General features: G+C 61.3%; 23 protein-coding genes. 22 read left to right on the top strand and 1 reads right to left on the bottom strand.

What is annotated here, in order from left to right:
• Window position 1: 1 nt before the first annotated feature.
• The 22 genes from U4Z64_RS02310 to U4Z64_RS02205 all read left to right on the top strand — a co-directional run bounded on the left by U4Z64_RS02310 (window position 2) and on the right by U4Z64_RS02205 (window position 24475).
• Entirely contained in the window at window positions 2-1180 is a 1179-nt protein-coding gene (locus U4Z64_RS02310) for an ABC transporter substrate-binding protein (RefSeq protein ID WP_321819321.1), read from the top strand.
• Window positions 1181-1232: 52 nt separating this feature from the next.
• Complete coding sequence (locus tag U4Z64_RS02305; RefSeq protein WP_321819152.1) at window positions 1233-2645, top strand: amidase family protein; 1413 nt, start codon at window positions 1233-1235, stop codon at window positions 2643-2645.
• Entirely contained in the window at window positions 2642-3196 is a 555-nt protein-coding gene (locus tag U4Z64_RS02300; protein WP_321819151.1) for an amino acid synthesis family protein, read from the top strand. The genes U4Z64_RS02305 and U4Z64_RS02300 overlap by 4 nt, the downstream gene beginning before the upstream one ends.
• Window positions 3197-3311: 115 nt before the next feature.
• On the top strand, window positions 3312-4295 hold the full coding sequence (locus U4Z64_RS02295; RefSeq protein WP_321819150.1) for a porin: 984 nt from the start codon (window positions 3312-3314) through the stop codon (window positions 4293-4295).
• A 150-nt stretch (window positions 4296-4445) separates the two neighbouring features.
• Window positions 4446-4904, top strand: coding sequence for a hypothetical protein (locus U4Z64_RS02290; protein WP_321819149.1), 459 nt, complete (start codon window positions 4446-4448; stop codon window positions 4902-4904).
• A 232-nt stretch (window positions 4905-5136) separates the two neighbouring features.
• Entirely contained in the window at window positions 5137-5436 is a 300-nt protein-coding gene (locus U4Z64_RS02285; RefSeq protein WP_415750550.1) for a helix-turn-helix transcriptional regulator, read from the top strand.
• Window positions 5437-6190: 754 nt separating this feature from the next.
• Window positions 6191-7033: a ParA family protein gene (locus U4Z64_RS02280; RefSeq protein ID WP_321819147.1), complete on the top strand. Its 843-nt coding sequence runs from the start codon at window positions 6191-6193 to the stop codon at window positions 7031-7033.
• 537 nt (window positions 7034-7570) lie between these two features.
• Window positions 7571-8242 (top strand): lytic transglycosylase domain-containing protein, encoded by a 672-nt coding sequence (locus tag U4Z64_RS02275; RefSeq protein WP_321819146.1) that lies wholly within the window; start codon window positions 7571-7573, stop codon window positions 8240-8242.
• Window positions 8243-8290: 48 nt separating this feature from the next.
• Window positions 8291-8632, top strand: a complete 342-nt coding sequence (locus U4Z64_RS02270) for a TrbC/VirB2 family protein (protein WP_321819145.1) — start codon at window positions 8291-8293, stop codon at window positions 8630-8632.
• An 18-nt stretch (window positions 8633-8650) separates the two neighbouring features.
• Window positions 8651-8971, top strand: a complete 321-nt coding sequence (locus tag U4Z64_RS02265) for a VirB3 family type IV secretion system protein (RefSeq protein WP_321819144.1) — start codon at window positions 8651-8653, stop codon at window positions 8969-8971.
• A 1-nt stretch (window position 8972) separates the two neighbouring features.
• The gene (locus U4Z64_RS02260; protein WP_321819143.1) at window positions 8973-11438 is read left to right on the top strand and encodes a VirB4 family type IV secretion/conjugal transfer ATPase; all 2466 of its coding nucleotides are present in this window, start codon (window positions 8973-8975) and stop codon (window positions 11436-11438) included.
• Entirely contained in the window at window positions 11438-12607 is a 1170-nt protein-coding gene (locus U4Z64_RS02255; protein ID WP_321819142.1) for a type IV secretion system protein, read from the top strand. Before U4Z64_RS02260 ends, U4Z64_RS02255 begins: the two co-directional genes overlap by 1 nt.
• A 16-nt stretch (window positions 12608-12623) precedes the next feature.
• Window positions 12624-13319 (top strand): P-type DNA transfer protein VirB5, encoded by a 696-nt coding sequence (virB5, locus tag U4Z64_RS02250; RefSeq protein ID WP_321819141.1) that lies wholly within the window; start codon window positions 12624-12626, stop codon window positions 13317-13319.
• A 209-nt stretch (window positions 13320-13528) separates the two neighbouring features.
• A complete protein-coding gene (locus U4Z64_RS02245; RefSeq protein ID WP_107313257.1) occupies window positions 13529-14227 on the top strand; it encodes a virB8 family protein in 699 nt (232 codons plus the stop codon).
• Window positions 14224-15048: a TrbG/VirB9 family P-type conjugative transfer protein gene (locus tag U4Z64_RS02240; RefSeq protein ID WP_321819140.1), complete on the top strand. Its 825-nt coding sequence runs from the start codon at window positions 14224-14226 to the stop codon at window positions 15046-15048. Before U4Z64_RS02245 ends, U4Z64_RS02240 begins: the two co-directional genes overlap by 4 nt.
• On the top strand, window positions 15041-16276 hold the full coding sequence (gene virB10 / locus U4Z64_RS02235) for a type IV secretion system protein VirB10 (protein ID WP_321819139.1): 1236 nt from the start codon (window positions 15041-15043) through the stop codon (window positions 16274-16276). Before U4Z64_RS02240 ends, virB10 begins: the two co-directional genes overlap by 8 nt.
• On the top strand, window positions 16273-17391 hold the full coding sequence (gene virB11 / locus U4Z64_RS02230; protein WP_321819138.1) for a P-type DNA transfer ATPase VirB11: 1119 nt from the start codon (window positions 16273-16275) through the stop codon (window positions 17389-17391). The genes virB10 and virB11 overlap by 4 nt, the downstream gene beginning before the upstream one ends.
• 8 nt (window positions 17392-17399) lie before the next feature.
• The gene (locus tag U4Z64_RS02225) at window positions 17400-17774 is read left to right on the top strand and encodes a hypothetical protein (RefSeq protein WP_321819137.1); all 375 of its coding nucleotides are present in this window, start codon (window positions 17400-17402) and stop codon (window positions 17772-17774) included.
• Window positions 17771-19486: a type IV secretory system conjugative DNA transfer family protein gene (locus tag U4Z64_RS02220; protein WP_321819136.1), complete on the top strand. Its 1716-nt coding sequence runs from the start codon at window positions 17771-17773 to the stop codon at window positions 19484-19486. The genes U4Z64_RS02225 and U4Z64_RS02220 overlap by 4 nt, the downstream gene beginning before the upstream one ends.
• Window positions 19483-21339: a PriCT-2 domain-containing protein gene (locus U4Z64_RS02215; RefSeq protein WP_321819135.1), complete on the top strand. Its 1857-nt coding sequence runs from the start codon at window positions 19483-19485 to the stop codon at window positions 21337-21339. Before U4Z64_RS02220 ends, U4Z64_RS02215 begins: the two co-directional genes overlap by 4 nt.
• Before the next feature lie 55 nt (window positions 21340-21394).
• Window positions 21395-22918 (top strand): LPD7 domain-containing protein, encoded by a 1524-nt coding sequence (locus U4Z64_RS02210; protein ID WP_321819134.1) that lies wholly within the window; start codon window positions 21395-21397, stop codon window positions 22916-22918.
• A gap of 546 nt (window positions 22919-23464) precedes the next feature.
• The gene (locus tag U4Z64_RS02205; protein ID WP_321819133.1) at window positions 23465-24475 is read left to right on the top strand and encodes a relaxase/mobilization nuclease domain-containing protein; all 1011 of its coding nucleotides are present in this window, start codon (window positions 23465-23467) and stop codon (window positions 24473-24475) included.
• Window positions 24476-24705: 230 nt separating this feature from the next.
• Here U4Z64_RS02205 and U4Z64_RS02200 read toward each other — a convergent pair whose 3' ends face one another.
• On the bottom strand, window positions 24706-25137 hold the full coding sequence (locus U4Z64_RS02200) for a hypothetical protein (RefSeq protein WP_321819132.1): 432 nt from the start codon (window positions 25135-25137) through the stop codon (window positions 24706-24708).
• Window positions 25138-25732: the final 595 nt, after the last annotated feature.

The following is a 25732-nucleotide window of genomic DNA, read 5'->3' as shown; positions in this document are numbered from 1 at the left end:
GATGAACCGCCGTGCCTTTACCCGAACCGCCTTATTCAGTACCGTCGGCGCACTCACCGCTTCCGCTATGCCATCGTTGGTACGGGCCACCACGCCGCTCAAGATTGGCTTGCTTGCACCGCTGAGCGGTCCACTTACCCGCGTGGGTGAGACCAACCGCAACTGCGCGCAGTTGGCCGTCGACGAAATCAACGCCGCAGGTGGATTGCTGGGACGCCCGTTGCAACTGAGCGTCGAGGATACCCAGATGTCCACCGCTGTGACGCTGCAGAAGGCCCGACAACTGTTGATGCGCGATGAGGTCGCGGTCCTGACCGGCATGGTGCTACCGTCCGAGCGCGAAGCGGCGTTGCAGGCCGCCAAGTCCACTGGGCGGCTCGTGATCTACCCGAACTTCGACGAGGGGCGCTGCGATCCGAATTTGTTCACTACGGGCCTGACTGTCAACCAACGCATCGATCCACTGATTGAGTGGCTGATGCGCAACGGTGGTCGCACGGTGTGCGCGGTGGTCTCGGACATCGGCAGCAACCGCAAGGTGCTGGTGCCCAGACTGCAGGCAGCGGTGAAACGTTACGGCGGGCAGTTTCTCAACGTGTATTGGTTGCCGTTCGGCACGCGCGATTATGGTGCGGTGCTGCAGCAGATCGCCAGCCAGCGCCCACAGATTGTCTGGCACAGCATCGGCGACGACCCGGTCACCTTCGTCAAACAGTACCGCTCGTTCGGCATGAAACCGCAACTGGTGACTGACATTGCGCACGAGTCGCTGTCGATTGCGACCACGGGCGCGTCGACCGGGATCATTGGCGTTTCCTCGTATTTCATGAGTGTCGACAACCCGGAGAACCGGGACTTTCTCGCGCGCTACACGGCACATGAAGCTGGCCCACACGACCCTCGGTTAGGGCAGTTGGCCGTGGTGCTCCCGCACGGCGAGTGCACGTATGCCGGACTTCGCCTGTTTGCAGCGGCTGTCAAGGCGGCCGGCAGCGTCGACGTTGCCCGCGTGAAAGTCGCGCTGCCGGGTGTTTCGTTGAATCTGCCGCGGGGGAAGGCGGGCGTGAGCCAGGACGGCGACCATGTGTTGTGCCAAACCCGTATCGGCAGGGCACTGTCGGACAATAGTTTCGCGGTGTTGGACTCGGCCGGACCGATTTCACCGCAGTGCGAGGGATAGGCATGAGGTAATCAAACACGTTTTAATTTCTCTAGATTATTAAGGAATACATATGAATGACGTACTGGGAATGAACGTCGAGAAGTTAATGGTCGGCTACCGACGCCGCTCGTTCTCGCCCGTCGAAGTTATTTGCGCGGTTCTGGACCGGGTCGCGCTCTTCAATCCCCTTGTCAACGGCGTGTGCAGCCTCGACGAGGACAGCGCGCTGGCCGCCGCACGCGAGTCGGAGCGACGCTGGATGCGCGGGGAGCAGTGTGGATTGCTGGATGGCGTACCGGTTTCGGTCAAGGACCTCGTCGCCGTGCGCGGACTGCCTACCCGATACGGATCGCTCACGTCACCCAGTGCGCCGGAGGCCGATGACGCACCCGCGGTCGCGCGACTGCGACAGGCCGGCGCGCTGCTGTTCGGCAAGACTACGACCTCGGAGTTTGGCAACAAGATCGTCACGGACAGCCCGCTCACCGGCATTACCCGTAACCCGTGGGACCGGCGTCTCACGTCCGGCGGGAGCAGCGGTGGATCAGCTGTAGCGGTTGCGCTCGGCATGGGACCGTTGTCGCTGGCCACCGACGGCGGCGGCTCAATCCGCGTCCCAGCCTGCTGGAGTGGGGTGGTCGGAATGAAACCGTCGTTCAACCTTGTGCCAGCCGGCGCGGCGGTGAGTTGGACGCACCTATCGACGCTTGGGCCGATCGCGCGCTGCGTAAGCGACGCGGCGCTGATGCTGACCGTGATGGCCCGCCAGAGCGATGCGCGAAGACTGGTTTCTGCTTGTCCCGATCTGCGCATCGGTCTGGATGATGGCATCGCCGGGTTGCGCATTGCCTATTGCCCGGCGCCTGCTGGCGTACAGGTTGAGCCTGACATCACCGTGAGCGTCCGTCAGGCGGTGGGCCTGTTCGAGGCACTCGGGGCACGGGTCGAGGAAACGGACGTGAAGCCGCTCGACGGCTATCTGGAGAGTCGCATACATGCCATTCAGTGGGCCGTGTTCTTTGCACAAAGGGTCCGGCAGCTTCATCCCGCTGCGCGGCCGCAGCTCGATCCGGATGTGTGTGCGCTGGCTGAGGCGGGCGATAGCGTCCTCACATCGAGCTTTGTCGATGCGCTTCAGGCGCGCCACGCGCTCACGGTCGCGATGGCCGCGTTCTTTGAAGACTACGACCTGCTGGTCACGCCGACATTCCACTGCGCCCCACCGCTCGCGGAGGGGCGGCCCGAGCACTCACGCATGGCGCCGCCATTGACGTCATGGTGTAACCAAACTGGTTTGCCTGCGGCGAGCGTGCCGTGTGGTTTGCCAGGCGGATTGCCGACGGGCCTACAGATCATCGGGCCACCGGGCGGCGATGCGCTGGTGTTGCGTGTGGCACGTGCGTACGAATCCGCACGCGGACCGTTTCCGGTTCCGACAGAAGCAATGCAGGGCCAGACGGAGGGCGCGGAGGTGCGGACATGAATCCTCCCATTACCAAAATCGTCGTCCAACTCCTCGAACGGCGCGCCGAACTGCACGTACCGGTCGACCCGCCACATCGGCAGGTCGTAGTGGCGGCAGTGCTCCAATTCGACGACTGGCGCGCGGACCCGACACGCGCGGCGCTCGAGCCGCTCTATGAACTCGGCGCTGAGCTGGGCACGTTGCTGACCGGACGGGCGCGATGGGCGCTGGATGTCGCGCCGTCGGCAATTCAGGCCTACGGCAAGGCCGCGCTCGTAGGCAGCGCGGTACCGCTCGAGTGTGCCGCGGCGCTTTTGCATCCCCGCATGGGCAAGGCCATGCGCGAGAGCTTGCCTGGCGCCACGTCGTTAATCCCGTCGGTGACCAAGCGCGGTGCGCCAGGCACGTGCATCGACATTCCGTTGCACGGCAGTACCGACATGTGGAGCTTCGACCACTTCGACACGGTATCGCTCACGCTCGCCGATGCGCCAGCGTCGAACGAGATCGTGGTGGCAATCGCGCTGGCCGACAGCGGTCGGCCGCTCGCGCGGGTACGTCCGGATTGAACAAGGGCGACGCTAAGACACTTCGACACGCACAGACAATCACAAAGACGAAGGAGACATCATGCAGTTAAGGAAATTTCGGGGTAACGCAGGGAAGTGGGCAGTGGTGTTAGGCATGTCAGCCAGTGCGGGGATCGCACATGCGCAATCATCGGTCTCGCTCTATGGACTGGCCGACGCATTCGTTGGCGAAGTGCATCCTGCCGGGGCAGCCGGCAACGCGTGGCAAGTCGGTTCTGGCGGGATGACGACGTCGTATTGGGGGATGTCTGGTACGGAGGATCTGGGCGGCGGCATGAAGGCCGTCTTCACGCTCGAGAGCTTTTATCGTATCAACGGCGGTCAGGCCGGTTCGTTTCCCGGACAGTCATTTTTCGGGCGAAATGCCTTCGTTGGTCTGAGCGGCCATTTCGGGGAGTTGACGCTGGGGCGCAATACTGCACCGCTGTTCGTGTCGACGCTGCTGTTCAATCCGTTCGGCAATTCGTTCGTCTTCTCGCCGATCGTCGTGCACAGCTTCCTTGGCTCGGCCATGGGTGCTGCGTCACTCCAGAGCGATACGGCGATCGACAATTCACTTCTTTATCAGACGCCCGAGGTGGGTGGTCTGTCGGGGAGCCTGCTTTACAGCAACGCCGGCGTCGCCGGCCATGCAGGGCAAGCCAACTATAGCGCGAACGTGTTGTACTTCGCGGGCCCGTTTTCCGCGACGGCCGCCGTGCAGAGTCTGCACACGGCATCGCTGTTTCTCAATGGCGCAACCGCGCAGACCGCCTGGATGGCCGGTGGCGCGTATCGGTTGCGTGCGGTTAAGCTGTTCGCACAGTACGAACGCGTGGACAATAACAATCACGTCACGGACGACACGGTGCAACTCGGGGCACGTGTTCGTATAGGGTTAGGAAGCGTACTGATGTCGTGGGCGGGAACGCGGCGACGACCGTCGGTAGGCGATCATATCCGTTGGTCGACGGTCGCGTTGGGTTACGACTACCCGCTGTCGAAGCGAACCGATGTGTATGCAGCTTGGCGTTATGACACGATCACAGGTGTGTCGACGGGCAATAGCGTGGGTGCCGGGATGCGGGTCAAATTCTGAGCAGCACGACTTCGTTAGGGTAGAACACGGCCGGATCGGGTGTCCGGCCTTCAGTGCAGCGCTTGCTTGGGGTCGAGACCAGGATGCATTCGGCTGGATGTGAGGCGCGGGGTATCATGCCCCAACATCATCACGAACACTTCATGGCTCATGGTTTTGCCGAAAGTCCGACGCGCGGGGCGCAAGGCGCTTACCAAAAGCGACCTTCTGCCGTTGCCGACCGCGAAGGTCCGAGCGCTGTCCCTTGAAAATCATATGGCACTGGCCGCTGTAAGGGCCGGCCACGGGGGAGAAGAGCAAATCAGTTGTCTGCTACGGGTCGTCTATCTCGCATTCTATATGCGCAACGAGACGGAAGCCGGAGCGGATTTGGACCTGTACCGGCAAGCCGAGGCCGCTTTGGAGGCCTGCATTGCACGTGCGGAGCAGGGCGCTGCCTGGTTGTTGCTCGATCGCGAGCAGTCCGCGATCGAGCAGATGTTGGTCGTTCATGACGAGCAGTTGGCGGCGGTGCCGATGCACAGGTACTGCACCGCTTGGGAAGACCTCCAACGATTCATGACCGGACAGATCCGGTCGCCCATTCCGACGTCGGGCGCGGCGCCGTGAAGCCAAACAGCCTACCGTAAGCGCATCCTGAGATCATCCTCCCAGACTCCACGTGACCAATACCACATCGGTCACAGTGGAAAGGTTGCATCGAAACGCGATGGCGTTGTCAGGCTTCGCTGCGACGGATCACGGGCATGCCGTGTGCAATCCCTGGAGAGACACAATTTTTTACCGACGGAATGTCCCGTCGGTAAGACGGGTTTGGTATCTGGTCATCCTTGCTGCTTGAATGCCTTTCAGTTCTGGCCATGTTCGTGCCGGATATGGAGGGCCAATCATGTCTTGGAATGATGACGGAATGCGGACGATCTTGCGCCGCCGACAAGTCGAGCGGTGCACGGGCCTATCGAGGTCGACAATCTATAAGCGCATGCGAGACGGAACGTTTCCGCCCGCCATTCCGCTTGGTGGGCGAATGGTAGGGTGGCGGGCGACCGATATCGAACAATTCCTGGCCGATCCGTCGCGATATCGAGCATCCCAGGCGCACGAGGCGGAAGACAGGGGAGATGGCGGTGAAGCACGATGAGCAATCGCCGTCACTCGATGAGCGTCTTCGCAATTGGGGGCAGTCGAATCGCGGCGCGTACGATCCCAGCGATGCCGAACGTGTAACCCGGGCGTGGCGAACGCTGCAGCCACGACATCGAGAGGTTCTGCGGATGGTCTACCTCTGGCATGCGAGTCGGGAGGTCGTGTGTCGACGGCTGAAGATCGTTCGCTATCCACGTCATCTGTTCGATCTAGAACTCCATGCTGCGCGGTCCGCGCTTACCCGCGCCCTTGAGGAAGGCAAGTACACACAATAGCGTTCGCGGGATGAAAGTTCGGCGATGTCAGTTGCATAGGCGCTCACGCAGCGCGAAGCGCAGGCGCATCGTGATGATGCGTTGTGGACAAGATCACGTTCTCGATGAAAAAAAATAAATTTAGGAACATCAAGGAATCTTGCGGCGCGACTGGGAACGAGATGCGTTCTGTTCGCGAGCGTCGGCGCTTGAATCGGCGTGACGGCTGACCTACAGTGAAGCCAACAATCTGATCCGGTCAACGTGCGTGGCACGACCGAGTACGCGTTAGCGGCCCCGATGCATCGATGTCTGTGAAAGGTGTGCCGTAGCGCACATGAGAAGGCCTGCGATTGGTTCGTAATCGCAGGCTTTTTGTTTGCTGGTTGGGTTTCAAGATTCCCCGTTGAACCCGCGGTGGTCTTTGTAACGCCGCGGGTTCTCTTTTTCATGGACGGCCGTCGACGCTCGGAGCTCATCCGAGGAAAGACGGTCATGAAATCGCTTCTGGTGGCTTCGGCCCATGGTGGTACTGGCAGAACGACGTTCGTGTGTCAGTTCGCCCATTATCTTCGTCTGATACGTGGATACCGGGTGTTAGTGCTTGATCTGGCCGAGCCGGCATGCAGTGCCATTTCGCTCACACGCGGCACCTGCGCGCGCATGACGAAGTGCCCGTCATCCAATGTTCGGCGCGATCGACTGTCTGACGCAGCCAGACCGTGCATTGGGGTGCTCGCCGCAGCCACCATCGCCGGCATTGCGGATCGGGACGATCCGGTCGGCGCGCGTTGTTACGCCAACTTGCGACACTTGTTGTCCCAGGTCGACGCATTGTTCGACATCTGTCTGATCGATAGTTCACCGTGGCCTGATTTGCGTGCCGTATGCGCGGCAGCGCTTACGGATGCGCTGATCAGTCCAGTTACGTTGTCGCCAGATGCGCTGGAGCGGATCGTCGACTTCATCAACAGCGACAAGGGCGTGCGCGATGTACGCGCGCGCCTCAATCCATCGCTCTGTTTTATCGGCATCGTGCCCAACTGCATCGAGCCGGCTTCGCTGCAGACTCAGCTTAGGCGGTTCGAGGTGCCCATGGGCGCATGGCTGGTTCCGCATGATCAAAGTCCAACAGGCCATCTGTTGCTGCCTCGGCTCGACGCCGTTCCGCGGGCGCAGGCATGTGGGATATCGGTAGCGGAACTTGTCCAGGGCGATTTGACTGTTCATCGCGAATGGATGGCCATGAGCGCGTGTTTCGATGTGATCGCTCGACGACTCGATTCCATACGCGAAGTCCCGTTGCAGTCGGAATGGAGCGAGGCGTGTCATGTGTAAGTTCACGTCGATTCCGAATATACGTCGAACTGTGCGGTGCGGTGTGGTTTCGCTTGCCGTCGCGCTTGGCACGTTCATGGCATGGCCCGATGTGACGCATGCGGACGATTGGGGCTGTCAGGTGATGTTGTGTCTGTCTAATCCGGGTGGCCCGGAGCAGTACGCAGAATGCGAACCGCCAATCGAAAGATTGTGGGACGCGCTGCGACACGGTGATCCGTTTCCAACTTGCAATTTCGCTACAGGTGGCGCGCGAGGCGGATCGGTGACCAACACGTTCGCCGACGCCAGCTATTGCCGAGAACCCATGTTGTACTGGGCCGGGTCGGAGCCGAGCGAACGTATGTGCCGGGCAATTGGTGCGATCAACGCCAAAGTCGACAATCAACTCGATGTTCGTGTCTGGTGGCGTGTCGGAGACCAGAGACCGACGGTCACGAAACTCTGTGGCGCAAGCAGCGCGTCGTCGATCTATGACCTTGGAAATTCGACAGCGCATCACCTGCAGCAGGTCAATCGACTTGGTTGGAGGAATCGATGATGCCGCTCGATTTCTTGTCCCTCGCGCAACGCTGTGCGCCGCAGATCGACCCGACCACGATGGCGGCGATCGTGCGGACCGAATCTGGATTCAATCCCTACGCGATTGGCGTCGTACACGGTCGGCTGCGTCGACAGCCATTGAGTGCCGCCGAAGCGGTCGCGACAGCACGTGCGTTGGAGGAGACCGGCTGGAACTTCAGCGTCGGACTCGCGCAGGTGAATCGGGAGAATTGGCCGGCCTACGGCATGACCCCCGAGAACGCGTTTGAGCCGTGCCGCAACTTGGCGGCCGGTGCGGCGATCCTCCACCGTTGTTTTAGCGCGGCGGCGAAGGCCAGCGAGTTCCGTGTACTGACCGATCATCAATCTGATGTCCAAGCCGCGCTGCGTGCGGGTCTGTCCTGCTATGCGAGCGGTAATTTCTCGACCGGCTACCGGACGGGATACGTACAGCATGTTGTCGAGAACGCCGCGACGCTGAAGTCTTCCGTATCGGAGATCGTACCTATTCCAGTCTTACCGATCGGTTCTGTGCCGCCTATCCGTTCATCACGCTCCCGATCTTTGATTCAGCAGCCATCGCGACGGGATTACGACGGAGTGAATGCGGTGTCGCCCGCTGCGGATCCGGAGCGCGAACCGGAAGCGAGTGCAGTGGTGTTCTAGCTCTTCATTTTAGGAATCAGGTGGTGATCAATCGACGCGGAGTCGGACATGTACTTAGGAATGCGATGCAATAAATGCGTGATCGATGTGTGGGTGGTGAGACTGCTATCCGGGCGAAGAACGGCTCGCGCAATCGCTCTGGCCGCTTCGTCCCTGATGTTCGTTGTTCCGGCATGGGCGCAACTCTCTCAGGTCAATGCGCTGCTGAACATGATCCAGACAACACTGTTGAGCGTCGGCGGCGTGATCTGTTCGATTTCCATTATCTGGGCGGGATTTCGAATGATGTTTCAGCACGCCCGATTCGGTGATATCGCGAATGTGTTTATCGGCGGCCTGTTCGTCGGTTGCGCGACGGTCATCGCCGGCATGTTGATCCCGACGAGTTGATCTGGGCGGCGCCGAACCATGCACGCACTCAAAGATCCCGTCTTCAAAGGCTGCACCCGTCCCGCGATGCTGTGGGGGGTGCCGCTGGTTCCGTTCCTGATGATCGGCGGCGGCATGCTGATTCCGGCCATCTGGGCACTGCTGGCCAGTCCGCTGCTGGGCGTCGCGATCCTCTTTCTGATGATTCCCGTGTTCGTCGCGATGCGGTGGATCACGCGCCATGACGACCAGCGACTCGCGCAGCACGGGCGACGCGTTCGTATGGCGCTGTGCCAGCGCAATCGCCGCTTCTGGGGCGTGCATGCCTATGTGCCGGTGCGCCTGAAGAGGAGGGTGTGAGATGGCTGAAAAAATGCCGATCGTGTCCGTCTCGAACCGGGAAGTACCGCTTGCCGGCTATATCCCGTACTCGACACATGTGACCGACCACGTTATCAAGACGCGCGAAGGCGACTACGTGCAAATCTGGAAGATCGCCGGCATCGCCTTTGAGGCGGCCGATCCCGCCGATATCCTCGCGCGGCATGACGGGTTCAACCAGTTCGTGCGTGGACTCGCGGGCGGCCATGTGTCGCTGTGGTCGCATCGTTTGCGTCGGCGGGTGTCGGACCAGTTTTCGACCCAGTACCGCAATCACTTCTGCGAGGAGCTTGCGACACGCTACTACGGGAGCTTTTCGGGCTACCGGATGATGGCCAACGAGTTGTATCTGACGGTGGTCTACCGCCCAAACCGCACGCGACTGGGACGTGTCTTCAGCCGTGCGGCACGCCGCACGCGCGACGATATCCGACGCGATCAGGTCGACGCATTGAAGGTCATGACGGAGCTCTCCGCCCAGGTTGAATCCAGCCTCAAACCGTACGAGCCGATTGCGCTTGGCGTTTATCGCCGGCCCAGCCCCGTCGGGCGGACCTCGCGTCGCTATTCGTCAGCGCTGGAACTGCTCGGCTATCTGATCAACGGGGTCTGGGAGCGTGAGCCTGTGCCCACCGGCTCGATTCGCGAGGCACTGCCGATTTCGCGGCTTTTCGTCGGTGCCGAGAAAGTCGAGATTCGTATGCCGACGAAAACGCGCTTCGCGGCGATGCTCGACCTCAAGGATTATCCGGAAGACACCGAACCAGGCATGCTCAATGGCTTGCTGTACGGCGACTTCGAGTATATCGAGACGCAGAGCTTTACGATCCTGGACAAACCCACAGGGAAGGAAGCGCTGGAGCGGCAGCGCAATCAGCTCATCGCCGGCGAAGATGTCGCTGTGTCCCAGGTCGAAGCGATCGACCAGGCGCTCGATGAGCTGATCAACGGGAATTTCGTTCTCGGCGAGTACCACTATTCGCTGGCGGTGCTCGGTGACACGCTGGACGAAGTGTCACGAGGCATCGCCAAAGCCCGTACGCAACTGGCCGATGCCGGCTTCCAGACGGCACTGATCGACCTGGTGGCTGATGCGGCGTGGTTCGCGCAACTGCCGGCCAACTGGCGCTACCGGCCGCGCGAGGTAAAGCTCACGTCGCGCAATTTTTGTGGCCTTGCGAGTCTGCACAACTTCGCGACCGGCAAACGCGACGGTAATCCGTGGGGCGAGGCGATCACGATCGTCAAGACGCCGAGCGGCCAGCCGCTCTATCTGAACTTCCACGCGACACCGGACAAGCAGGACTCGTTCGACGAGAAGGCGCTTGCCAACACCCAGATCATCGGCCGAGCCGGCGCGGGCAAGACGGTGCTCGAGCTATTCCTGCTGGCCATGGCGACCAAGTATGGCATCACAGCCGTGCTGTTTGACAAGGACCGCGGCACGGAGATCGCGATTCGTGCGATGGGTGGGACCTATACGGTATTCCGCCGCGGTGAACCAACTGGGCTGAATCCGTTCCAGATGGCGCCGGATGAACTGGTGATCGACTTTTGGGAGCGCCTTGTGCGCAAACTCGTCGACATCGGTGCGCCGCTGTCGGCGAAGGACGAACTCGACATCTCGCGTGCTGTTCGCGAGGTCGCGCGTATGGATAAACCGCTGCGCCGCCTGTCGATGGTACGGCAGCTTTTGCCGAACGTCGGTGAAAACAGCTTGCACGCGCGACTGGCGAAATGGTGTGCGGGCGGGCGTCTGGGTTGGGTGTTGGACAATCAGGCCGATCGCATCGATCTGGCGCACGCGGACCTGTTTGGTTTCGACGATACCGAGCTGCTGGACGATACCGAGGTGTCGACGCCCGTCACGATGTACCTGCTGCATCGGACCGAGCACTTGATTGACGGTCGACGCTTCATTTACGTGATGACCGAATTCTGGAAGCGGCTCAGCGATCCTGTCTTTACGGATTTCGCCAAAAACAAGCAGAAGACGATCCGCAAACAAAACGGGCTTGGGATTTTCGACACTCAGTCGCCGGCCGATGTGTTGCGTAGTGACATCGCGAGTGCGCTGATCGAGCAGAGCGCGACATTCTTGTTCCTGCCGAATCCGCGTGCCGACTACGACGATTACGTGCATGGCTTCAAGCTGACCGAAGCGGAATTCAATATCGTGCGCAACCTGGGCGAGAGCAGCCGCCTGTTCCTCGTCAAGCAAGGCCATCGTTCCGCGATCGGCCGGCTCGATCTCGCCGGGCTTGGCGATGTGCTCGATGTGCTCTCTGGCACGACCGACAACGTGGAATTGCTCGACACGATTCGCGCTCAGGTTGGCGACGCACCGCAGGATTGGCTGCCCGTATTCCATGATGAGCTCGCGAAGCGCCGCGCGGCGCAGGTCGGAGCGCGACCGTCTTCAAAGCCAGGTCCGGGAGGTGCGTGATGAGCGGCCTCTTTACCGCCGTGGGTGGCACCCTTGAAAACGGCATGTCGAGCTACGTGACGAATGTGTCGTCGGCGCTTTCCGGGGCACTCGTGCCCGTTGCGACCACGGCCGTGACGATCTGGGTGCTGGCCTATGGTCTCGCGGTGGTACGCGGCGAGGCCCACGAGGCCGTGCCTGCCTTTGCCTGGCGAGGGTTGAAAATGGCGATCACGCTGGCGTTCGCGCTGAGCGCCGGGATCTACCAGCAGCACGTCGTTGGTGCGGTCAACGGTGCGACGGCGGGGCTGGCCCAGACAATCCAGAATGCGGCGAACACCACGGGTGGGGGTAATCCGGGATGCGGTTCGACCAATGGCAGTAGCGTAACAGGACAGGCTGCTGCGACCAGCATTTATGAGACGCTCGACTGCTACGACCAGCAGGTTGACCTCGTGATGGACGCCTACTTCAACAAGGCGACGCACGAGGGGATCAGCCCGAGCGGTCTGGCCGCCGCGATGGGGGATTTCCTCTGCGGCCTGATTGCCGCGCTCGGTGGCTCGATCTTTTTGATTGTCCTGGCCTTCGAGGTGGTGATGGCGAGGATGCTGCTCGAACTCGTGCTCGGACTGGGCCCGATCTTCATCGCGTGCGGGGCATTTGCGCCGACCGCGCGGTTTTTCGAAGCGTGGACCGCGAAGCTTGCCAATTACGCGTTGCTGCAGGTGCTTGTCGCAGCGTTCCTCGGTATGGCGCTCACAGCGTTCTCGGCCGAGCTCACCTCGCTCCATGCGACGAGCAGTTCACCCGGTGCCGACTCGTCAGCCCTGATGCAAGCGATTTCCGCCTCCCTTGACGATGCCGCTCCGGCCGCCGCCGCGATTGGCATGTTTGCGACCGGCTTGTTCCTCGCGATGGTCGGTTGGCAGTTGCCATCTGTTGCGGCTGGCCTGTCTGGTGGCGCAACCCTATCGGGTTTTGGGGCGTTTGCAGCCGGCATGGCGTCGCGAAGTCTCGTCACGGCGCTCGGCCGGGTGCTCGTCCGTAACGGACAAGGACCGCGCTCCGGTGGTGAGATTCGCGACCGGACCGGTTTAGGTGGCGGATCGAGTGGTGGATCGGGCGGCGGCGCAGCGCCGGCTTACCAGCGCGTGGCGCGCGCGAATTTGGGCCAGCAGAACAGTTGAGAGGGAGGTGACGACCATGAACGGACGAACCAGATGGTTGCGTGCCATATGCATGTGGGCGGCGTGGTGCGCCGGCGCTCACGCGCAAGGGATCCCAGTCTATGACGCGCAGAACGTGGTGCAGGCCATTGCGACTGTCGGTCAGCTCAAGCAGCAGGTGCAGCAGGAAATCCAGATCTACCAGTCGACGGTCGGTACACGCGGCTTCGGTGCGCTGCTGAGCAATCCAGTCGTCGCCAACTCGTTGCCGTCGAACTGGCAGAGCGTCTATACCGCCATCCAGAACGGTGGTTACGCGGGCCTGACCGGCAGCGCGCAGGCGTTGCGCTCGGCCAGCCAGATTTACAACTGCGAGGATCAGACCGGAATCGATCGACAGCTGTGCCAGCGCGCGCTCAACAAGCCCTACCAGGATAAGGCGTTTGGCCTGCAGGCATACCAGACCGAGTTGCAGGAGCTGAACCAGATCCAGAGCTTGGCGCAACAGATCAATGCGACGCAGGATCCGAAGGGCGTGGCCGAGTTACAGGCGCGCATTCAGACGGAATCGACAGCGGTCGGCAACGAGATGACGAAGCTGCAACTCTTCCGGATGCTGGCCGAGACCGAGGACAAGCTCGTGGCCGAACAGCGGAGCGAGCTGGTATTGAGCCGAGCGGGCAGGACCAACCGGCCACAGGACCGTATGGCGCCTGCGTCATTCGGAAACTGAGGTGACGCCATGTTCAAGCTGAGCTCACTGACGTTGGCCGGGTGCCTCGCCTGGAGTCTGGCCGCGTGCAGCAGCGGGCCACCGAAACCCGTGTTGCCGGACGGTTTGCATCGCGTGCCGATCAACCGCGTGCCGCCCGTCCCGGACAGGCCAATGGCGGTGCCCACCGCTCCGAACCAGCCGGCATCGTCGGATGTCGGAGACCGATCATGAACGCGTCGCACGATTATGGTCGCGTGCTCGACATCGAGGCGTCTCTGACTGACCTCCAGGAGCGCTCTGAACGACGTGCGTGGTATGTCGCGTATGCGGCGGTCGGTGTCGCGGTGTTTTGTGCCATTGCGCTTGCGGTGATGGTGCCGTTCTATCGCGTGGTCCCCTTGCCGATCGAGGTCGATCGTCTCACGGGCGAATCCCAGGTGATCGACGTGCTCGACGCGCGCCATGTGCACACAAAGGAAATCCAGGACAAGCACTGGGTCGAGAACTATGTGCGAGCCCGCGAGCGCTACGACTGGGGACTGCTGCAGATGGACTATGACAGCGTGCTCGCGATGAGCGATGACGCCGTCGCCCGCGATTATCGCGGTATTTACAGCGGTCCGGACGCACTGGACCAGCAGTTAGGAGCGGGCATCGAACGGCGCGTCCGGATTCTTTCGATCACGCTGCCACCCGACGAACCGGGCCATGCGGTCGTGCATGTCGAGCGCACGTCGTTCAAGAACGGCGAGGCTCATGCCGAGCCTGCGCAGCGTTTCGTGATCACGCTGGCTTATACCTACCGACCGCCGGTGTTCACGCGCGAGAGCGTGGCGATCGCCAATCCGTTCGGCTTCAAGGTCACCGCCTATAGCCGCGATGCGGAATACACGCCGCCAGCGTCATCAGCAGGAGGCACACCATGAAAGCGCTTCCTTTGGGAGCTGTGCTGGTAAGCATGTTGTTCGCAGGTGCAGTGCAGGCTGTCGATCTCCCCGGATGGAATGAAGACTCGCGTGTCCGCCAGGTGATCTATCGAGCGGATGACGTGGTGCGCGTCGAGGCCCAGCGTGGCTTCGCGACGCACATTGCGTTGGGGCCACACGAGCATATTCAGGTGGTCGCACCCGGAGATCGGGATGGCTGGCAGGTGGTGGCGAGCAAGGGCGATCATGATGTGTACCTGAAGCCGCAGCTCGCCGCGCACGACTCGAATCTCGAAATCCGCACCGATCGTCACAGCTACAGCTTCGATCTGGTCGTGCTTCCGCTCAAGTCGAAATTCGGCAATGGCCGTGTGATGTATCGCGTGACGTTCGTCTATCTTGACGAGTTGGCCAAGCAAGCACAGGGGAATTCGGATGTCGAACTGGTCGCGAAACGTCTTGCGCAGCCAGCAGCCGTGCGTAACGCACAATATTCGATGCAGGTCATGCCGAACTCCGACGATATCGCACCGACCGCGGCATGGGACGACGGACGCTTTACTTATTTGCGCATTCCGAAAAATCGACGCATGCCGGCGATTTTTCGCGTGGCAGACGACGGCACGGAGAGCGTCGTCGACAAGCACATCGACGGCGACACGATCGTCGTGCACGAGGTGGCGAAGCGTTTCGTGTTGCGGCTGGCAGGAGAGGTCGTTGGAATCTGGAACGACGCTTACGACATGGACGGCGTACCGCCCCGTGACGGCACGACGGTCAATGGGGTGAAGCGCGTGCTGCGGAGCCATCGTGATGAATGACGATAACCCGCGCAAGGCGATCGAGCCCGACGATGCCGCTGGCCCGCAGTCTCGACATGACCAGAACGAGGGGACATCAAGTATTTCCGCAGATCGCGGTATGCCGGAACTGGGGCAATACCGCGGTGCTCGTCCGCGCGCCTGGTGGCTCACGCCCGTCGGGATCGTATTGGTCGTCGGCGTCGGCGCAGTGTGGACCGTGCACGGTTTCCTCGCGCGGCACGATGCCGAAGCGAAGGCGCGGCGCGATGCGATGGCGGGCACATCTTCTCAGGGACGCCTGTTCAAGGAGCTGCCCGCGTCGTCGGCTGGTGGCGCAGCTTCGGCGCCGGTACCCGCAAGCCCGATTGCAGTTCTTCCCGCGTCGACGGCCGGTGCACTCGCGCCTGCGCGTACCGTACGTGCCGCGGCGCCCCGCAGCTACTACGATGCACCGTTGCTCGAAACGGTCGGTAGACAGGATTCGGCGGGTGCGGAACCCGGCGTGCTGGAGCCAGGTGGGGTGACGGACGCAACTTCCTCAGCTGCAGCAGGTGTCACGAGGGCCGCAGGCGCGTTAGCTCCACGGTCGGGGCAAGCTGGCGGCTCACTCGCTCAGGCGCTGACGCCGAGCGCTACACCGCGAGTTCAGGCTGGAACGCTCGGCAATCGAAGTCTGGTGCTCGCGCAAGGCGCCAAGATCGACTGCGTGGGTGACACGGCGTTCGACTCGACGGAGGCTGGCCTGTCGACCTGTACCGTGAGCAAGAACGTGTATTCCGACGATGGCAGCGTCGTGCTGATAGAACGGGGTTCGCAGATCAACAGCCAGTACCGTTCGAACCTGTCCCCGGGCCAGAAGCGGGTGTTCGTGCTGTCGGCCCGCATCAAGACGCCCTACGGCGTCACGGTCGAAATCGACTCGCCGGCGGCCGATGCGCTCGGCCGAATGGGTATTGACGGTTACGTGGACAACCACTGGCGCGAGCGCTTCGGCGCGGCGCTGCTGCTCGGCTCAGTTCAGGACGCAGTCGGCTATCTGTCTACACGCGGCGGCAATACCAACGGCTCGGTGGTGTTCCAGAGCACGCAACAGCAGGGTAACGACATGGCCACGCGCGTGCTTGATAGCACGATCAATATTCCGCCGACGCTCACCCAGAACCAGGGTGCGGAGTTCACAATTGTGATTGCCCGCGATCTGGACTTCGGATCGGTGTATGCCCTGCAGCCGGAGGGGATGCGATGACGATTCGCGCACACGGGCAGGATTCGTCACGTGACCCCGAACTGGTTCGGCTGCCGGAGGACGCATCGGTACGTGAACTGATGCGTCCATTTGCGCTGCTGCTCGACGATCCCGACGTGACAGAGTTGGTGATCAATCGGCCACAGCGTGCCTTGACCGAGGACTCGCTCGGCTGGCATGGCCATGATTGCGAGGATCTTGACTTTGACCGGTTGATGTCGTTCGCCGTAGCAGTGGCCACGCTGACCCACCAGGAAATATCGTCTCAGTATCCGGTCCTTTCAGCGCTGCTGCCGAATGACGCACGTATCCAGATCGTGGTGCCACCGGTCGTGCCGCAGCGAACGGTGTCGGTCACGATCCGTCGTCCGTCCTCCGACGAAAAGACGCTCGATGCGTGTCGTGACGAGGGGTTGTTCGACGAGACGGTATGGCGCCGGCCAGACAGACTCGATTCAGCGTTGTCGGCATTGCGAGCCGACGATCGCGAGCTTATCGAAACCCTAGACGCGCACGACTGGAGCGCCTTCTTCGATCACGCTGTCAGGGGCCGACTCAATATCGCTGTGGTCGGCAATACAGGGTCTGGGAAGACCAGTTTCATGAAGACCTTGTGCCGTTCGATTCCGGCCACCGAGCGGATCGTGACGATCGAGGACGTTCGCGAGTTGTTCATCCGGCATATCGAGAACTGCGTGCATTTGCAGTACAGCAAGGGTGGGCACGGACACGCACGCGTAACACCCGCAGATCTGATCGCGAGTGCAATGCGCATGCGTCCGGACCGTGTGCTGCTGGCTGAGCTACGCGGTGCCGAAGCCTACGACTTCCTGAAGCTCCTGACGACTGGGCATGCGGGTTCAATTACGAGCTATCACGCCCCCAATGCGGCCGTCGCAATCGAGCGTTTCGCGCTGATGGCGAAGGAACACCCGGAGGCTGTCGCCTGGGACGATGCCGCGCTCAAGAGGCTGCTGTTCCTGACCGTCGATGTTGTTGCGCACATGGAGTCACGCCCGATATTCAATGCGATGGGCGAACAGATCGGTAGGCGCTGGGGCATGACTGAAGTCTGGTTCGATCCGGTGCGTAAGGCGCGCACCGCATTCGTGTAGGGGCGAATATGGACCATATCGCTCCCCCTTTGCTCGAGCATACCCGGACGGCAGCCTTGACGGTGGCGGTGCTGGCTTGCCTGATGGGGGGAATCGCTGCGTCGCTCTGGCTCGCGTCGTTCTTCCTGTATGCCAGTCTGCGAATCAATCCGTTATACGCAGGACTTTGGGGCTGGCTCGATGCGGCGCTGGCATGGCGAGACGGGATGATGCCGAATATCGGCCGCCAACTCGCGGGCGCTGCGCTGTTGGCCGTACTCCTGTCCTTCGGCGGTCCGGTCCTGGGTCTGCATGCGCTACGGGCGGGAGCGAGTCGACGCCATCTGTATGGCAGCGCGCGCTTTGCGAGCGAGTCAGAAATCCGCCGGGCGGGGCTGCTATGACGACCCGATCCCACCTCAATACTCCGCCGGCGATTGTCGTGGGGGTCTGGCGTGGGCGCTACCTGCGGTTTGCCGGCCAGCAGTTCGTGCTGCTCGCGGCGCCGGCCCGTTCGGGCAAGGGCGTTGGTGTCGTGATCCCGAATCTGCTCACCTTTCCCGATTCGGTGGTCGCGCTCGATATCAAGCAGGAAAACTATGCAGCCACTGCGGGCTTTCGCCGAGCACATGGGCAGGATGTGTACTTGTTTAACCCGTTTGCCGAGGACGGCCGCACGCATCGCTACAACCCGCTGTCGGCGATCACCAACGGCTTGTTTCGGGTGGGCGACATCCTCGCCATCGGTTATGCGTTGTATCCCGCTGGCGGCCACGACGACTTTTGGAAGGATCAAGCAAGAAATCTGTTCCTCGGCATCGTGCTCCTGCTGTGCGAATGGCGCGACGCGCGCCGAGTCGGCAAGGGAGCGTCGATCCCCGACTTTCCCGTCACGATGGGGGAGGTGCTACGGCAATCGTCGGGCAATGGCATGCCGGTCAAGAGCTACTTGCAACGTGCGCTGGTCCGGCACCGTGGACTGCTCTCGGGACAATGCATCGATGCGTTGAATCGCTTCCTGTCCAACGACGACAAGGTACTGGCGAGCGTGCTGGCGACGTTCAACGCGCCACTCACGATTTGGGCCAATCCGCTCGTCGACGCGGCGACCAGCGCGAACGATTTCGATTTGCGCGACGTGCGCCGTCGTCGCATGTCGATTTATATCGGAATTACGCCCGACCATCTGTCCGAAGCGGCTTTGCTCGTCAATCTTGTGTTCTCGCAACTCGTCAACCTGAACACAAAGCAACTGCCTGAAGCCGATCCAACGCTGCAATTCCAGTGTCTTCTGCTGCTCGATGAGATGACCTCGATCGGGAAGATCCAAATCATTGCACGCGCGGTCGCTTATATGGCGGGCTACAACCTGCGCTTGCTATCGATCGTCCAGTCGATCGCGCAACTCGAATCGGTGTACGGGCGGGCTGACGCGCGTACGTTCATTACGAACCATGCAATGCAGATTATCTATGCACCGCGCGAGCAGAAGGACGCGAACGACTATTCGGAAATGCTCGGTACGTTCACCGGCCAGTCGCACAGTGTGAGTCGCCCCAATGCGCTCTTTGGCCGCGGTGGCTCGAGCGAAAGCGTATCGGAACAGCGCAGACCGTTGCTGTTGCCGCAGGAACTGAAGGAACTGGGGCGTGACAAGGAAATCATCTTGCTCGAAAACACCAAGCCGATCCTGGCCGACAAGATCTGCTACTGGCGCGATCCCGAGTTTGCGTCGCGCGTCCTGACTGCGCCGTCCGTGCCGGCCCTGAACATGGCCTATTTCAGTGCGGTTGTCGAGCGCCGATTGCGCGATCTGCATCCCGCTGAGATCGATCCGGACGGTGCGGGGCTCATCAGTCTGCCGCCCGAATACCTCGAAGTATTACAGGCATGGGATCCACGTGACCTGCCGCCGAACCTAAACGACATCAGTGAGGAGGACGCCGTGGCTTACGTGGAACGGCATTTCACGCTGCTGGGCGTCCCGGCCAGCAAGGTTGTCCATGCAAGTCGTCACCTGAGCGTGGCCGATCTGGACGTGGCTGAACTCGATTTTGTTGAGTCGGCGCGGCATGCAGCCGCGAGCGGCTCGCTCAGTATGGGAGCCCGGCAATGACGACATCTGAAGTGCATGATGCAGACCGTGCGCGTGCTGCACTTGCGGTGATTCCGGCCGACGACTACGAGACATGGGTCGATATGGCGTTCGCGCTCAAGCAGGGCTTCGGCGAAGAAGGTTTTGAAATGTGGGATGCGTGGAGCCGGACGGCCGCCAACTATAACGAGCGTGCGGCTCGGACCACGTGGCGCTCGGTCAGCGCATCGGGTGGCAAGACGCTTGCCACGTTGTTCTGGCAGGCACGCCAGCATGGCTTTGACCTGAAGCGAACGCATTATCCCGACCGCGTGACAGCCATACTCGCAGCCTCGCCCGAGGTGCTGGCGCAGCGCGCAAAGCAGGAGGAGCAGCGAGAGGCGCGTCATGCAGCAGTAGCTCGCGAGGCAGCATCAATCTGGGGGTGGGCGAGACCAGTCGGCCCGGAGCATCCCTACCTTGTGCGCAAGCATCTTGATCCGACCGTCACGCTGCGTGAGCTGGATGCGCTTGAACTGCGTGCGCTGCTTGGCTATACGCCGGCCAGCGAGGAGGAACCGCTGACGGAGCGCGTGCTGATCGTGCCAGTCTGGAACGGGCCCATCTCGACACTGGAGCTGATCGACGAGCACGGGCGGAAATCGTCGCTGGCCGGCGGTGTGAAAAAGGGTGGCTACTGGATGACGGCGCCGACGCTCGTTCTCGGACACGAATCGTCGCAGATTCTGATCGCAGAGGGCATGGCGACGGCATTGTCCGCTTCGCGTGCGACGGACTGGTTCGCAGTGGCGGCGTTGTCGAGCGGGAACCTGAGGCTGGTGGCGCAGAGTCTGCGTGAAAGATTTCCCGATGCGAACCTGATCGTGCTGGGTGAACTAGGCCGCGGTGAGACGCAGGCGCGACAGGCCGCGGCGGCAGCGCAGGCGCGTGTGGTCTGGCCGAAGTTTGCTCCTGAGGCGCGCATCGACGGCAACGTGCCGAACGACTTCAGCGACATGGCGGTGTTGTCGGGGTTTGATGCCGTCGACGCATACCTGCACGCCGCGGTCCGTTTCGTTAAGAAGGCGAATGGTCCACCCGATATCTCCACCGTATCCGGTATGACAGTGTTTGAGGTGGACCAGCATGAGGAGGGCGAAAAGATGGGCAACGTCAAGGAAAAGCTATTACCCGACGACGAAGGGACGCCGCGTCGCCGGTCCTCGAAGCGCAGTACGCGAAAACAGGCTGCACCAGATGTGCCGGCAGCGGATGGCGCGCCCGGTTCGGCACTACCATCGGCGGATCCTTCCGCTGCTGTATCGCCGGCTGTTGACCCTCCGGTTGCCGATCCGCCGAGGTTTGCATCGTCGCGACCGCCGGTCGGTGAACCGCTGTTCGAGGTGGGCGACGTTCCGAACGAGGTCAGGGCGTTGGCTGAACACCGGTTCGGTTCGCCGCTCAGGATGGCCACGCCGCGCGAGAACGGCGGCCTCTATCGCGGCGAGGTATTCAACACGGAACACTATCTGGTGCAGGAGGTCGCGACGCGTAGTGTCGTGTTCCACCGCAAGGATCAGATGACGTTTGTGTCCGAGCGGCTGAAATGGATGGACGAACACGCGCGGCTGAACGGGGCCGAGTTACAGGTAGGTTACGACGGCGGCCAACCGAAGGTCTATCCATGGGACCGGGCCCGCGACCTACTCGAACGCATGGTCGGTTCGCTGAAGAAATCCGCCCGCGAGCTGAATTACAGCCCCAATCTGGAGGGGATGCTCGATCAGCTGCAGGCGAGATCCTGGGCACGCATCCGGGAGGCGCGGGCCGCCGCGCTCGAAAAGTCGAGGGAACAGGAGGCGTCCCGCGAAACTGGGTCGAGGCCCGACCGATAAGGCTCGTCAGCATAGCGCACGTGCAATGCCGATCTTGAAAATGCGAGGTAGTTACATGGCCCAGAGAATTGCCGCCGATGAAGCCGATCCGGTTATCAACATGATTGAACAGGATTTAACGGGTGATAGTGTAGGTCCAGCTGCGGTGGACGAACGTCATGAGAGGCTGAATCTGGCCGCGAAAGAAGCAGTATCGGCTCGACGCCGACGGGACTTCGACGTTGCCCTGGCTAGATTGCGAGAGAAGGCGATCCGCGATGATGCCACCGTCGCCCAGCATGCCGAGACTCCGTCGCCGAACGGGATACCGGACGAGACGAATCGAGGCCGTGCGCTGCTCGACCAACCGCCTGAACGAGTACGCAAGCGCTACCTGCGTACCGGCAACCAGTATTTCCTGAAGGACGCGCCGTATCAGCTGGCATTTGAAGATCTGGGGCCGTATCTCGTTACCGAGCACAACCGCCCGGACGTAGTCGAGTCCATGATCGACATGGCGCATGCGAAGTCGTGGCGGCGCATTCGAGTGTCCGGGCACGAGGTATTTCGCGGCGAGGCGTGGCTGCAAGGCACGCTGCTCGGCATCGAGGTGAGCGGCTACGAGCCAAAAGCGGCTGATCTGGCGCGTCTGGCGGATGCACGGCAGGCGCGGTTGGACAATCGCATCGAGGTGGCGGCACACGTCGGGTCACCGCCTGTCGCGAACGCACCGGGTCGCCTAGATGATCGAACGATGGTTTCATCCGCGCCTCGCGTCGACGCAAGGATGGCCGTCAACCCATCTCCTTCATTTGCACCACGCCGTCCGGCCGCTTCTGAATCGGCTATTCCCGAGGGAAACCAGAACGCTGCACACGACGAGATCGATGGTCCACGGCGCTACGTCGGGGAACTGCGTGAGCATGGTGGCGCACCATACCAACACAATCCGGCGCGCAGCGGCTCGTATTACGTCGTGTTTCGCGACGAGACTGGAATCGATCAGGTGGTGTGGGGTGTCGATCTCGAGCGCGCGGTGCGTGAAGCGAATGCTCAAATCGGGCAGCAGGTGATGCTCGAGAATCTCGGCAAACGCCTCGTCACGGTTCGAGTGCCGATTTTGAATGACGAAGGACGGGTGATTGGCGAAGACGAGAAAGACGTTTACCGCAATACGTGGCAGGTGGAAGTCGCGCAGCGGGGGCGTGATGTTTCTGTCGCGCGGCAATCAGAAAACCCGCCGGGCGAAGAAGCCCGATCTGCGGATTCACACGTTGCCCCGGTCGGGGAGCCAGAGCTTCAAGGCCGTTACGACGCGCCCTATTCAGGAGATGAAGGGGCACTGCATCTGGCCGTGCTGACGGCAGCTATGCGCGAGCAGGGTTTCAGTCAGCGTTCCGTTGCTCGGGTACAGAAGCGTGCGGAGCGCATGTTGGTCGCGTTCCAGCGCGAGGGCATCCCGGTACCGACGCCGAAGGTGTTTGATCCGAACGCGCCATCGGACCGGAATCGTCGCAAGCATCGGACCTCCGAACGCACGCCTACCCGAGAGATCGAGCGAATGCCTGGCGAACCGTCACCGCCATCACCATCTCGCTGAGGTGAATCGTGGTCGGCCGCGAGCGTCTGTGCGTCGAGCTCGGTGCACTCAGGTCACACTGGGAAGACTGGTGTGCGCGCCGAGGTTTGACCGCAGGCGAGGGCGTGCGCCAGCTGGTTGCAACCGCTATCCGTGAAGATGCGGCCCGGGAACCTGGCACGACCACGTGCGGCTTACCTCGGCCGGTGGTCGGGGAGCCGCGCACGCGTATCGAAATCCGGCTGACTATTGCAGAACGGAGTGCTGTCGAACGACATGCGATGGCAATGGGCCTGCACGGTAATCGCTGGATCGTGTCGCTAATTCGTGCACAATTGACACGAGAGCCGCAGTTGGGCGAGCCCGAATTGCATGCCCTATCCGTATCAAATCGGCAGCTTGCCGAGATCGGCCGTCTGTTGGGCCAACTTGCACGGGCCGACGAGGCAGAGCCGGCCCGTTGGGAGTTGAGGTCCGAATGGGTAGGGTTGCGTAGGCGCGTTAATGAACACCTGCGTACGGCGGCTGTCATCATTCGCGCGAATCTTGACCGATGGAGCCGCTGACATGCCATATCCGAGGATCTACATCGATGCGATGCTCGTGAACTGGGGTGACCGCCTGTTTCAGGAGCCACTACGACATGCGCGTGCCGCGCGGCTCTCACATGTGGATATTCGCAATGCCGCCGCCCTCATGCGCGCTCGGGTCGCCCGCACGCTCAGGCGTACCCCGGAGGTCATGGTCAAGATCACCAACAAGGCGGGGAGTGCGCAAGGCATGGGAGCAGTACGTCGGCATTTGCGCTATATCTCCCGTAACGGCCGGATCGAACTGGAAGATCAGAACGGCAACCGTATTAAAGGCAAGGATGCGCTGAGCGATCTCGTAAAGACATGGCAACTGGGCGGCTGGGGCATCCCGGAGGCCAGTACGCGGCGTGAAACTTTCAACATCCTGCTGTCGATGCCGCCCGGAACGGATCGAAAAGCCGTGCGTGATGCGGCGCGCGATTTCGCGGCACTTGAGTTCGGCGACGGGCGTGCGTACGTTTTCGCTGCACACGACGACGAAGCGCATCCGCATGTTCATCTGAGTGTCCAGGTACATGGCCCTAACGGGCGCCGCCTGAATCCGCGCCACATGGACCTGCAGCGATGGCGCGAGCGTTTTGCAGAGCAACTGCGGGAGTATGGCGTCGAGGCAAATGCGACGCCTCGGCGTGCTCGCGGCATAACGCAACGCTATCCGAAGCAGGCTGTCGTTCATATGGTCGCACGCGGCGAAACGCCGAGGTACTGGAAACCGCTGCCGACCGATGCTCAGCGCGACGCACAATGGGTCGCACAGGGCGGTATATTCACCGCGTGGCGGGAGATGGCCTACGCGATGGCAAGGTCGCGCGTGCGCGAGGATCGCTTGATGGCCGTTGAAATGGCGTACTTCGTGGGGGCCATGCCGGTGCAACGAGAGCGGCCAGTGGTAGGGCGCAATCCGGATAATGGACGCGAGCAGCCGACCAGACTGGGACCGGACTCAGATCGTTTAGACGACGCGACTCGGGATATGGAGCGTTGATGTCCGTGCGTGGGGTGACAGCGATCATGCTGCGATACCCGATCTTAAGTGTAGGAAAATCCAGAACACGATCAGTTGCGTGGCGTCATTTGTTCAACCTGGGCCGCGGTCTTCTGGAGTCGTGGAACCAGGGGGTGATCCGTTGAGCCATGTTCTGATGGTGATTCGACCGGTTGCGAGGATCTTGCTCATGGTCAGCTGCATCGGCACTGCGGCCCCCAGGCACCTATTTATTCACGATCAGCGAACCATGCTGGTCCGGCCTTGAATGTCGCAAAGAGCAGAAACAGCAACGCAATCGCAAGAAGCGGGATGCCGTAGAGTGCCACCGGGAAAAACAATATGAGCTGCAGCACTGATCCGCAGAAACCGTATGTCGCACCTGTACCCCGAACGTTTTCGTAGATCAACCGGATCACTACCGCAAGCCCCGTTGCCATCAGTACGAGGCCGCTCCACGTCGGTTCATGGCGCAGCAGGGCGGCGCCCCATCCGAAATATCCCCAACACACGAGATTGATGCCGATCGCGGCGAGCCAAAAGCCACGTACCGTGAAAAAACTGTAGCCGTACTGGCGTCGAACGTGATGGCTGAAGAGCTGAATGCCCTTCGCAATGGCAATGATTGTGCAAAAATCGATCGCAAGTTTAAGAAATTCCACGGAATGTTCCTCCAGAGCTGGTCCCGGTGGTGCCTCGTTGGTCGACATGAAAGCGCAGCGAAATGCGGCGTGCTGACTGCCACTCCTTCAAATATAGACGTCCGTTCCGTGAGCGCAACAATATCGTTATCCAGATTATTGAAAATCTGCGTTCATGGTGATGACATTCAAAATTTCCCAGTGCCTGGTGCTGCGTGCTCACGCTGCAGGTGCTGAATTCGAAAGTGATGTGGTTGGTGGAAAGAGAATGTCTTGTCGCGGTGAAGTGCAATGGCGCCAAAAACCGGCGCAAGCCTATCCTGCTGTAAGGACTTTCGCTGTGTGTCAATGAGTTTGTGGGCCGGCGATGTTCGTGGCCGGAAGGGTTCTTGATCCACGCGGCTTGCACGATCTATTTGTGTTGCCAGCACGCAGTTCCTGCGTGACGTGTGCAGGATTGCTGGACGCGTGATGCATTCATTGGTGTATTTTTTCTGCGTCATGCGATCGCAGCGTTTGTGCTCGATGTGCGTCGCATTTGTGCAGTTCTACTTGTTATTGGCTTTTCGGACGCAAGCGGGAGGTGCGCGAAGGTGTGAACCTTTACGCAGGACGT

It is taken from the genome of Burkholderia sp. BCC1996 (genome assembly GCF_905339955.1).
Classification (GTDB): Bacteria; Pseudomonadota; Gammaproteobacteria; order Burkholderiales; family Burkholderiaceae; genus Burkholderia.
The sequence above is the reverse complement of the archived record's forward strand: the minus strand, read 5'-3'. Positions and strand labels throughout refer to the sequence as shown.

Excerpts from the sequence above, each read along its gene's own strand:
- U4Z64_RS02310 (WP_321819321.1), top strand. The coding sequence starts at position 2 with ATGAACCGCCGTGCCTTTACCCGAACCGCCTTATTCAGTACCGTCGGC.
- U4Z64_RS02305 (WP_321819152.1), top strand. The coding sequence starts at position 1,233 with ATGAATGACGTACTGGGAATGAACGTCGAGAAGTTAATGGTCGGCTAC.
- U4Z64_RS02240 (WP_321819140.1), top strand. The coding sequence starts at position 14,224 with ATGAAAGCGCTTCCTTTGGGAGCTGTGCTGGTAAGCATGTTGTTCGCA.
- U4Z64_RS02255 (WP_321819142.1), top strand. The coding sequence starts at position 11,438 with ATGAGCGGCCTCTTTACCGCCGTGGGTGGCACCCTTGAAAACGGCATG.
- U4Z64_RS02260 (WP_321819143.1), top strand. The coding sequence starts at position 8,973 with ATGGCTGAAAAAATGCCGATCGTGTCCGTCTCGAACCGGGAAGTACCG.
- U4Z64_RS02300 (WP_321819151.1), top strand. The coding sequence starts at position 2,642 with ATGAATCCTCCCATTACCAAAATCGTCGTCCAACTCCTCGAACGGCGC.
- U4Z64_RS02205 (WP_321819133.1), top strand. The coding sequence starts at position 23,465 with ATGCCATATCCGAGGATCTACATCGATGCGATGCTCGTGAACTGGGGT.
- U4Z64_RS02210 (WP_321819134.1), top strand. The coding sequence starts at position 21,395 with ATGGCCCAGAGAATTGCCGCCGATGAAGCCGATCCGGTTATCAACATG.
- virB10 (WP_321819139.1), top strand. The coding sequence starts at position 15,041 with ATGAATGACGATAACCCGCGCAAGGCGATCGAGCCCGACGATGCCGCT.
- U4Z64_RS02225 (WP_321819137.1), top strand. The coding sequence starts at position 17,400 with ATGGACCATATCGCTCCCCCTTTGCTCGAGCATACCCGGACGGCAGCC.
- U4Z64_RS02285 (WP_415750550.1), top strand. The coding sequence starts at position 5,137 with ATGCCTTTCAGTTCTGGCCATGTTCGTGCCGGATATGGAGGGCCAATC.
- U4Z64_RS02215 (WP_321819135.1), top strand. The coding sequence starts at position 19,483 with ATGACGACATCTGAAGTGCATGATGCAGACCGTGCGCGTGCTGCACTT.
- U4Z64_RS02280 (WP_321819147.1), top strand. The coding sequence starts at position 6,191 with ATGAAATCGCTTCTGGTGGCTTCGGCCCATGGTGGTACTGGCAGAACG.
- virB11 (WP_321819138.1), top strand. The coding sequence starts at position 16,273 with ATGACGATTCGCGCACACGGGCAGGATTCGTCACGTGACCCCGAACTG.
- U4Z64_RS02270 (WP_321819145.1), top strand. The coding sequence starts at position 8,291 with ATGTACTTAGGAATGCGATGCAATAAATGCGTGATCGATGTGTGGGTG.
- U4Z64_RS02265 (WP_321819144.1), top strand. The coding sequence starts at position 8,651 with ATGCACGCACTCAAAGATCCCGTCTTCAAAGGCTGCACCCGTCCCGCG.
- U4Z64_RS02245 (WP_107313257.1), top strand. The coding sequence starts at position 13,529 with ATGAACGCGTCGCACGATTATGGTCGCGTGCTCGACATCGAGGCGTCT.
- U4Z64_RS02295 (WP_321819150.1), top strand. The coding sequence starts at position 3,312 with ATGTCAGCCAGTGCGGGGATCGCACATGCGCAATCATCGGTCTCGCTC.
- U4Z64_RS02290 (WP_321819149.1), top strand. The coding sequence starts at position 4,446 with ATGGTTTTGCCGAAAGTCCGACGCGCGGGGCGCAAGGCGCTTACCAAA.
- U4Z64_RS02220 (WP_321819136.1), top strand. The coding sequence starts at position 17,771 with ATGACGACCCGATCCCACCTCAATACTCCGCCGGCGATTGTCGTGGGG.
- virB5 (WP_321819141.1), top strand. The coding sequence starts at position 12,624 with ATGAACGGACGAACCAGATGGTTGCGTGCCATATGCATGTGGGCGGCG.
- U4Z64_RS02275 (WP_321819146.1), top strand. The coding sequence starts at position 7,571 with ATGATGCCGCTCGATTTCTTGTCCCTCGCGCAACGCTGTGCGCCGCAG.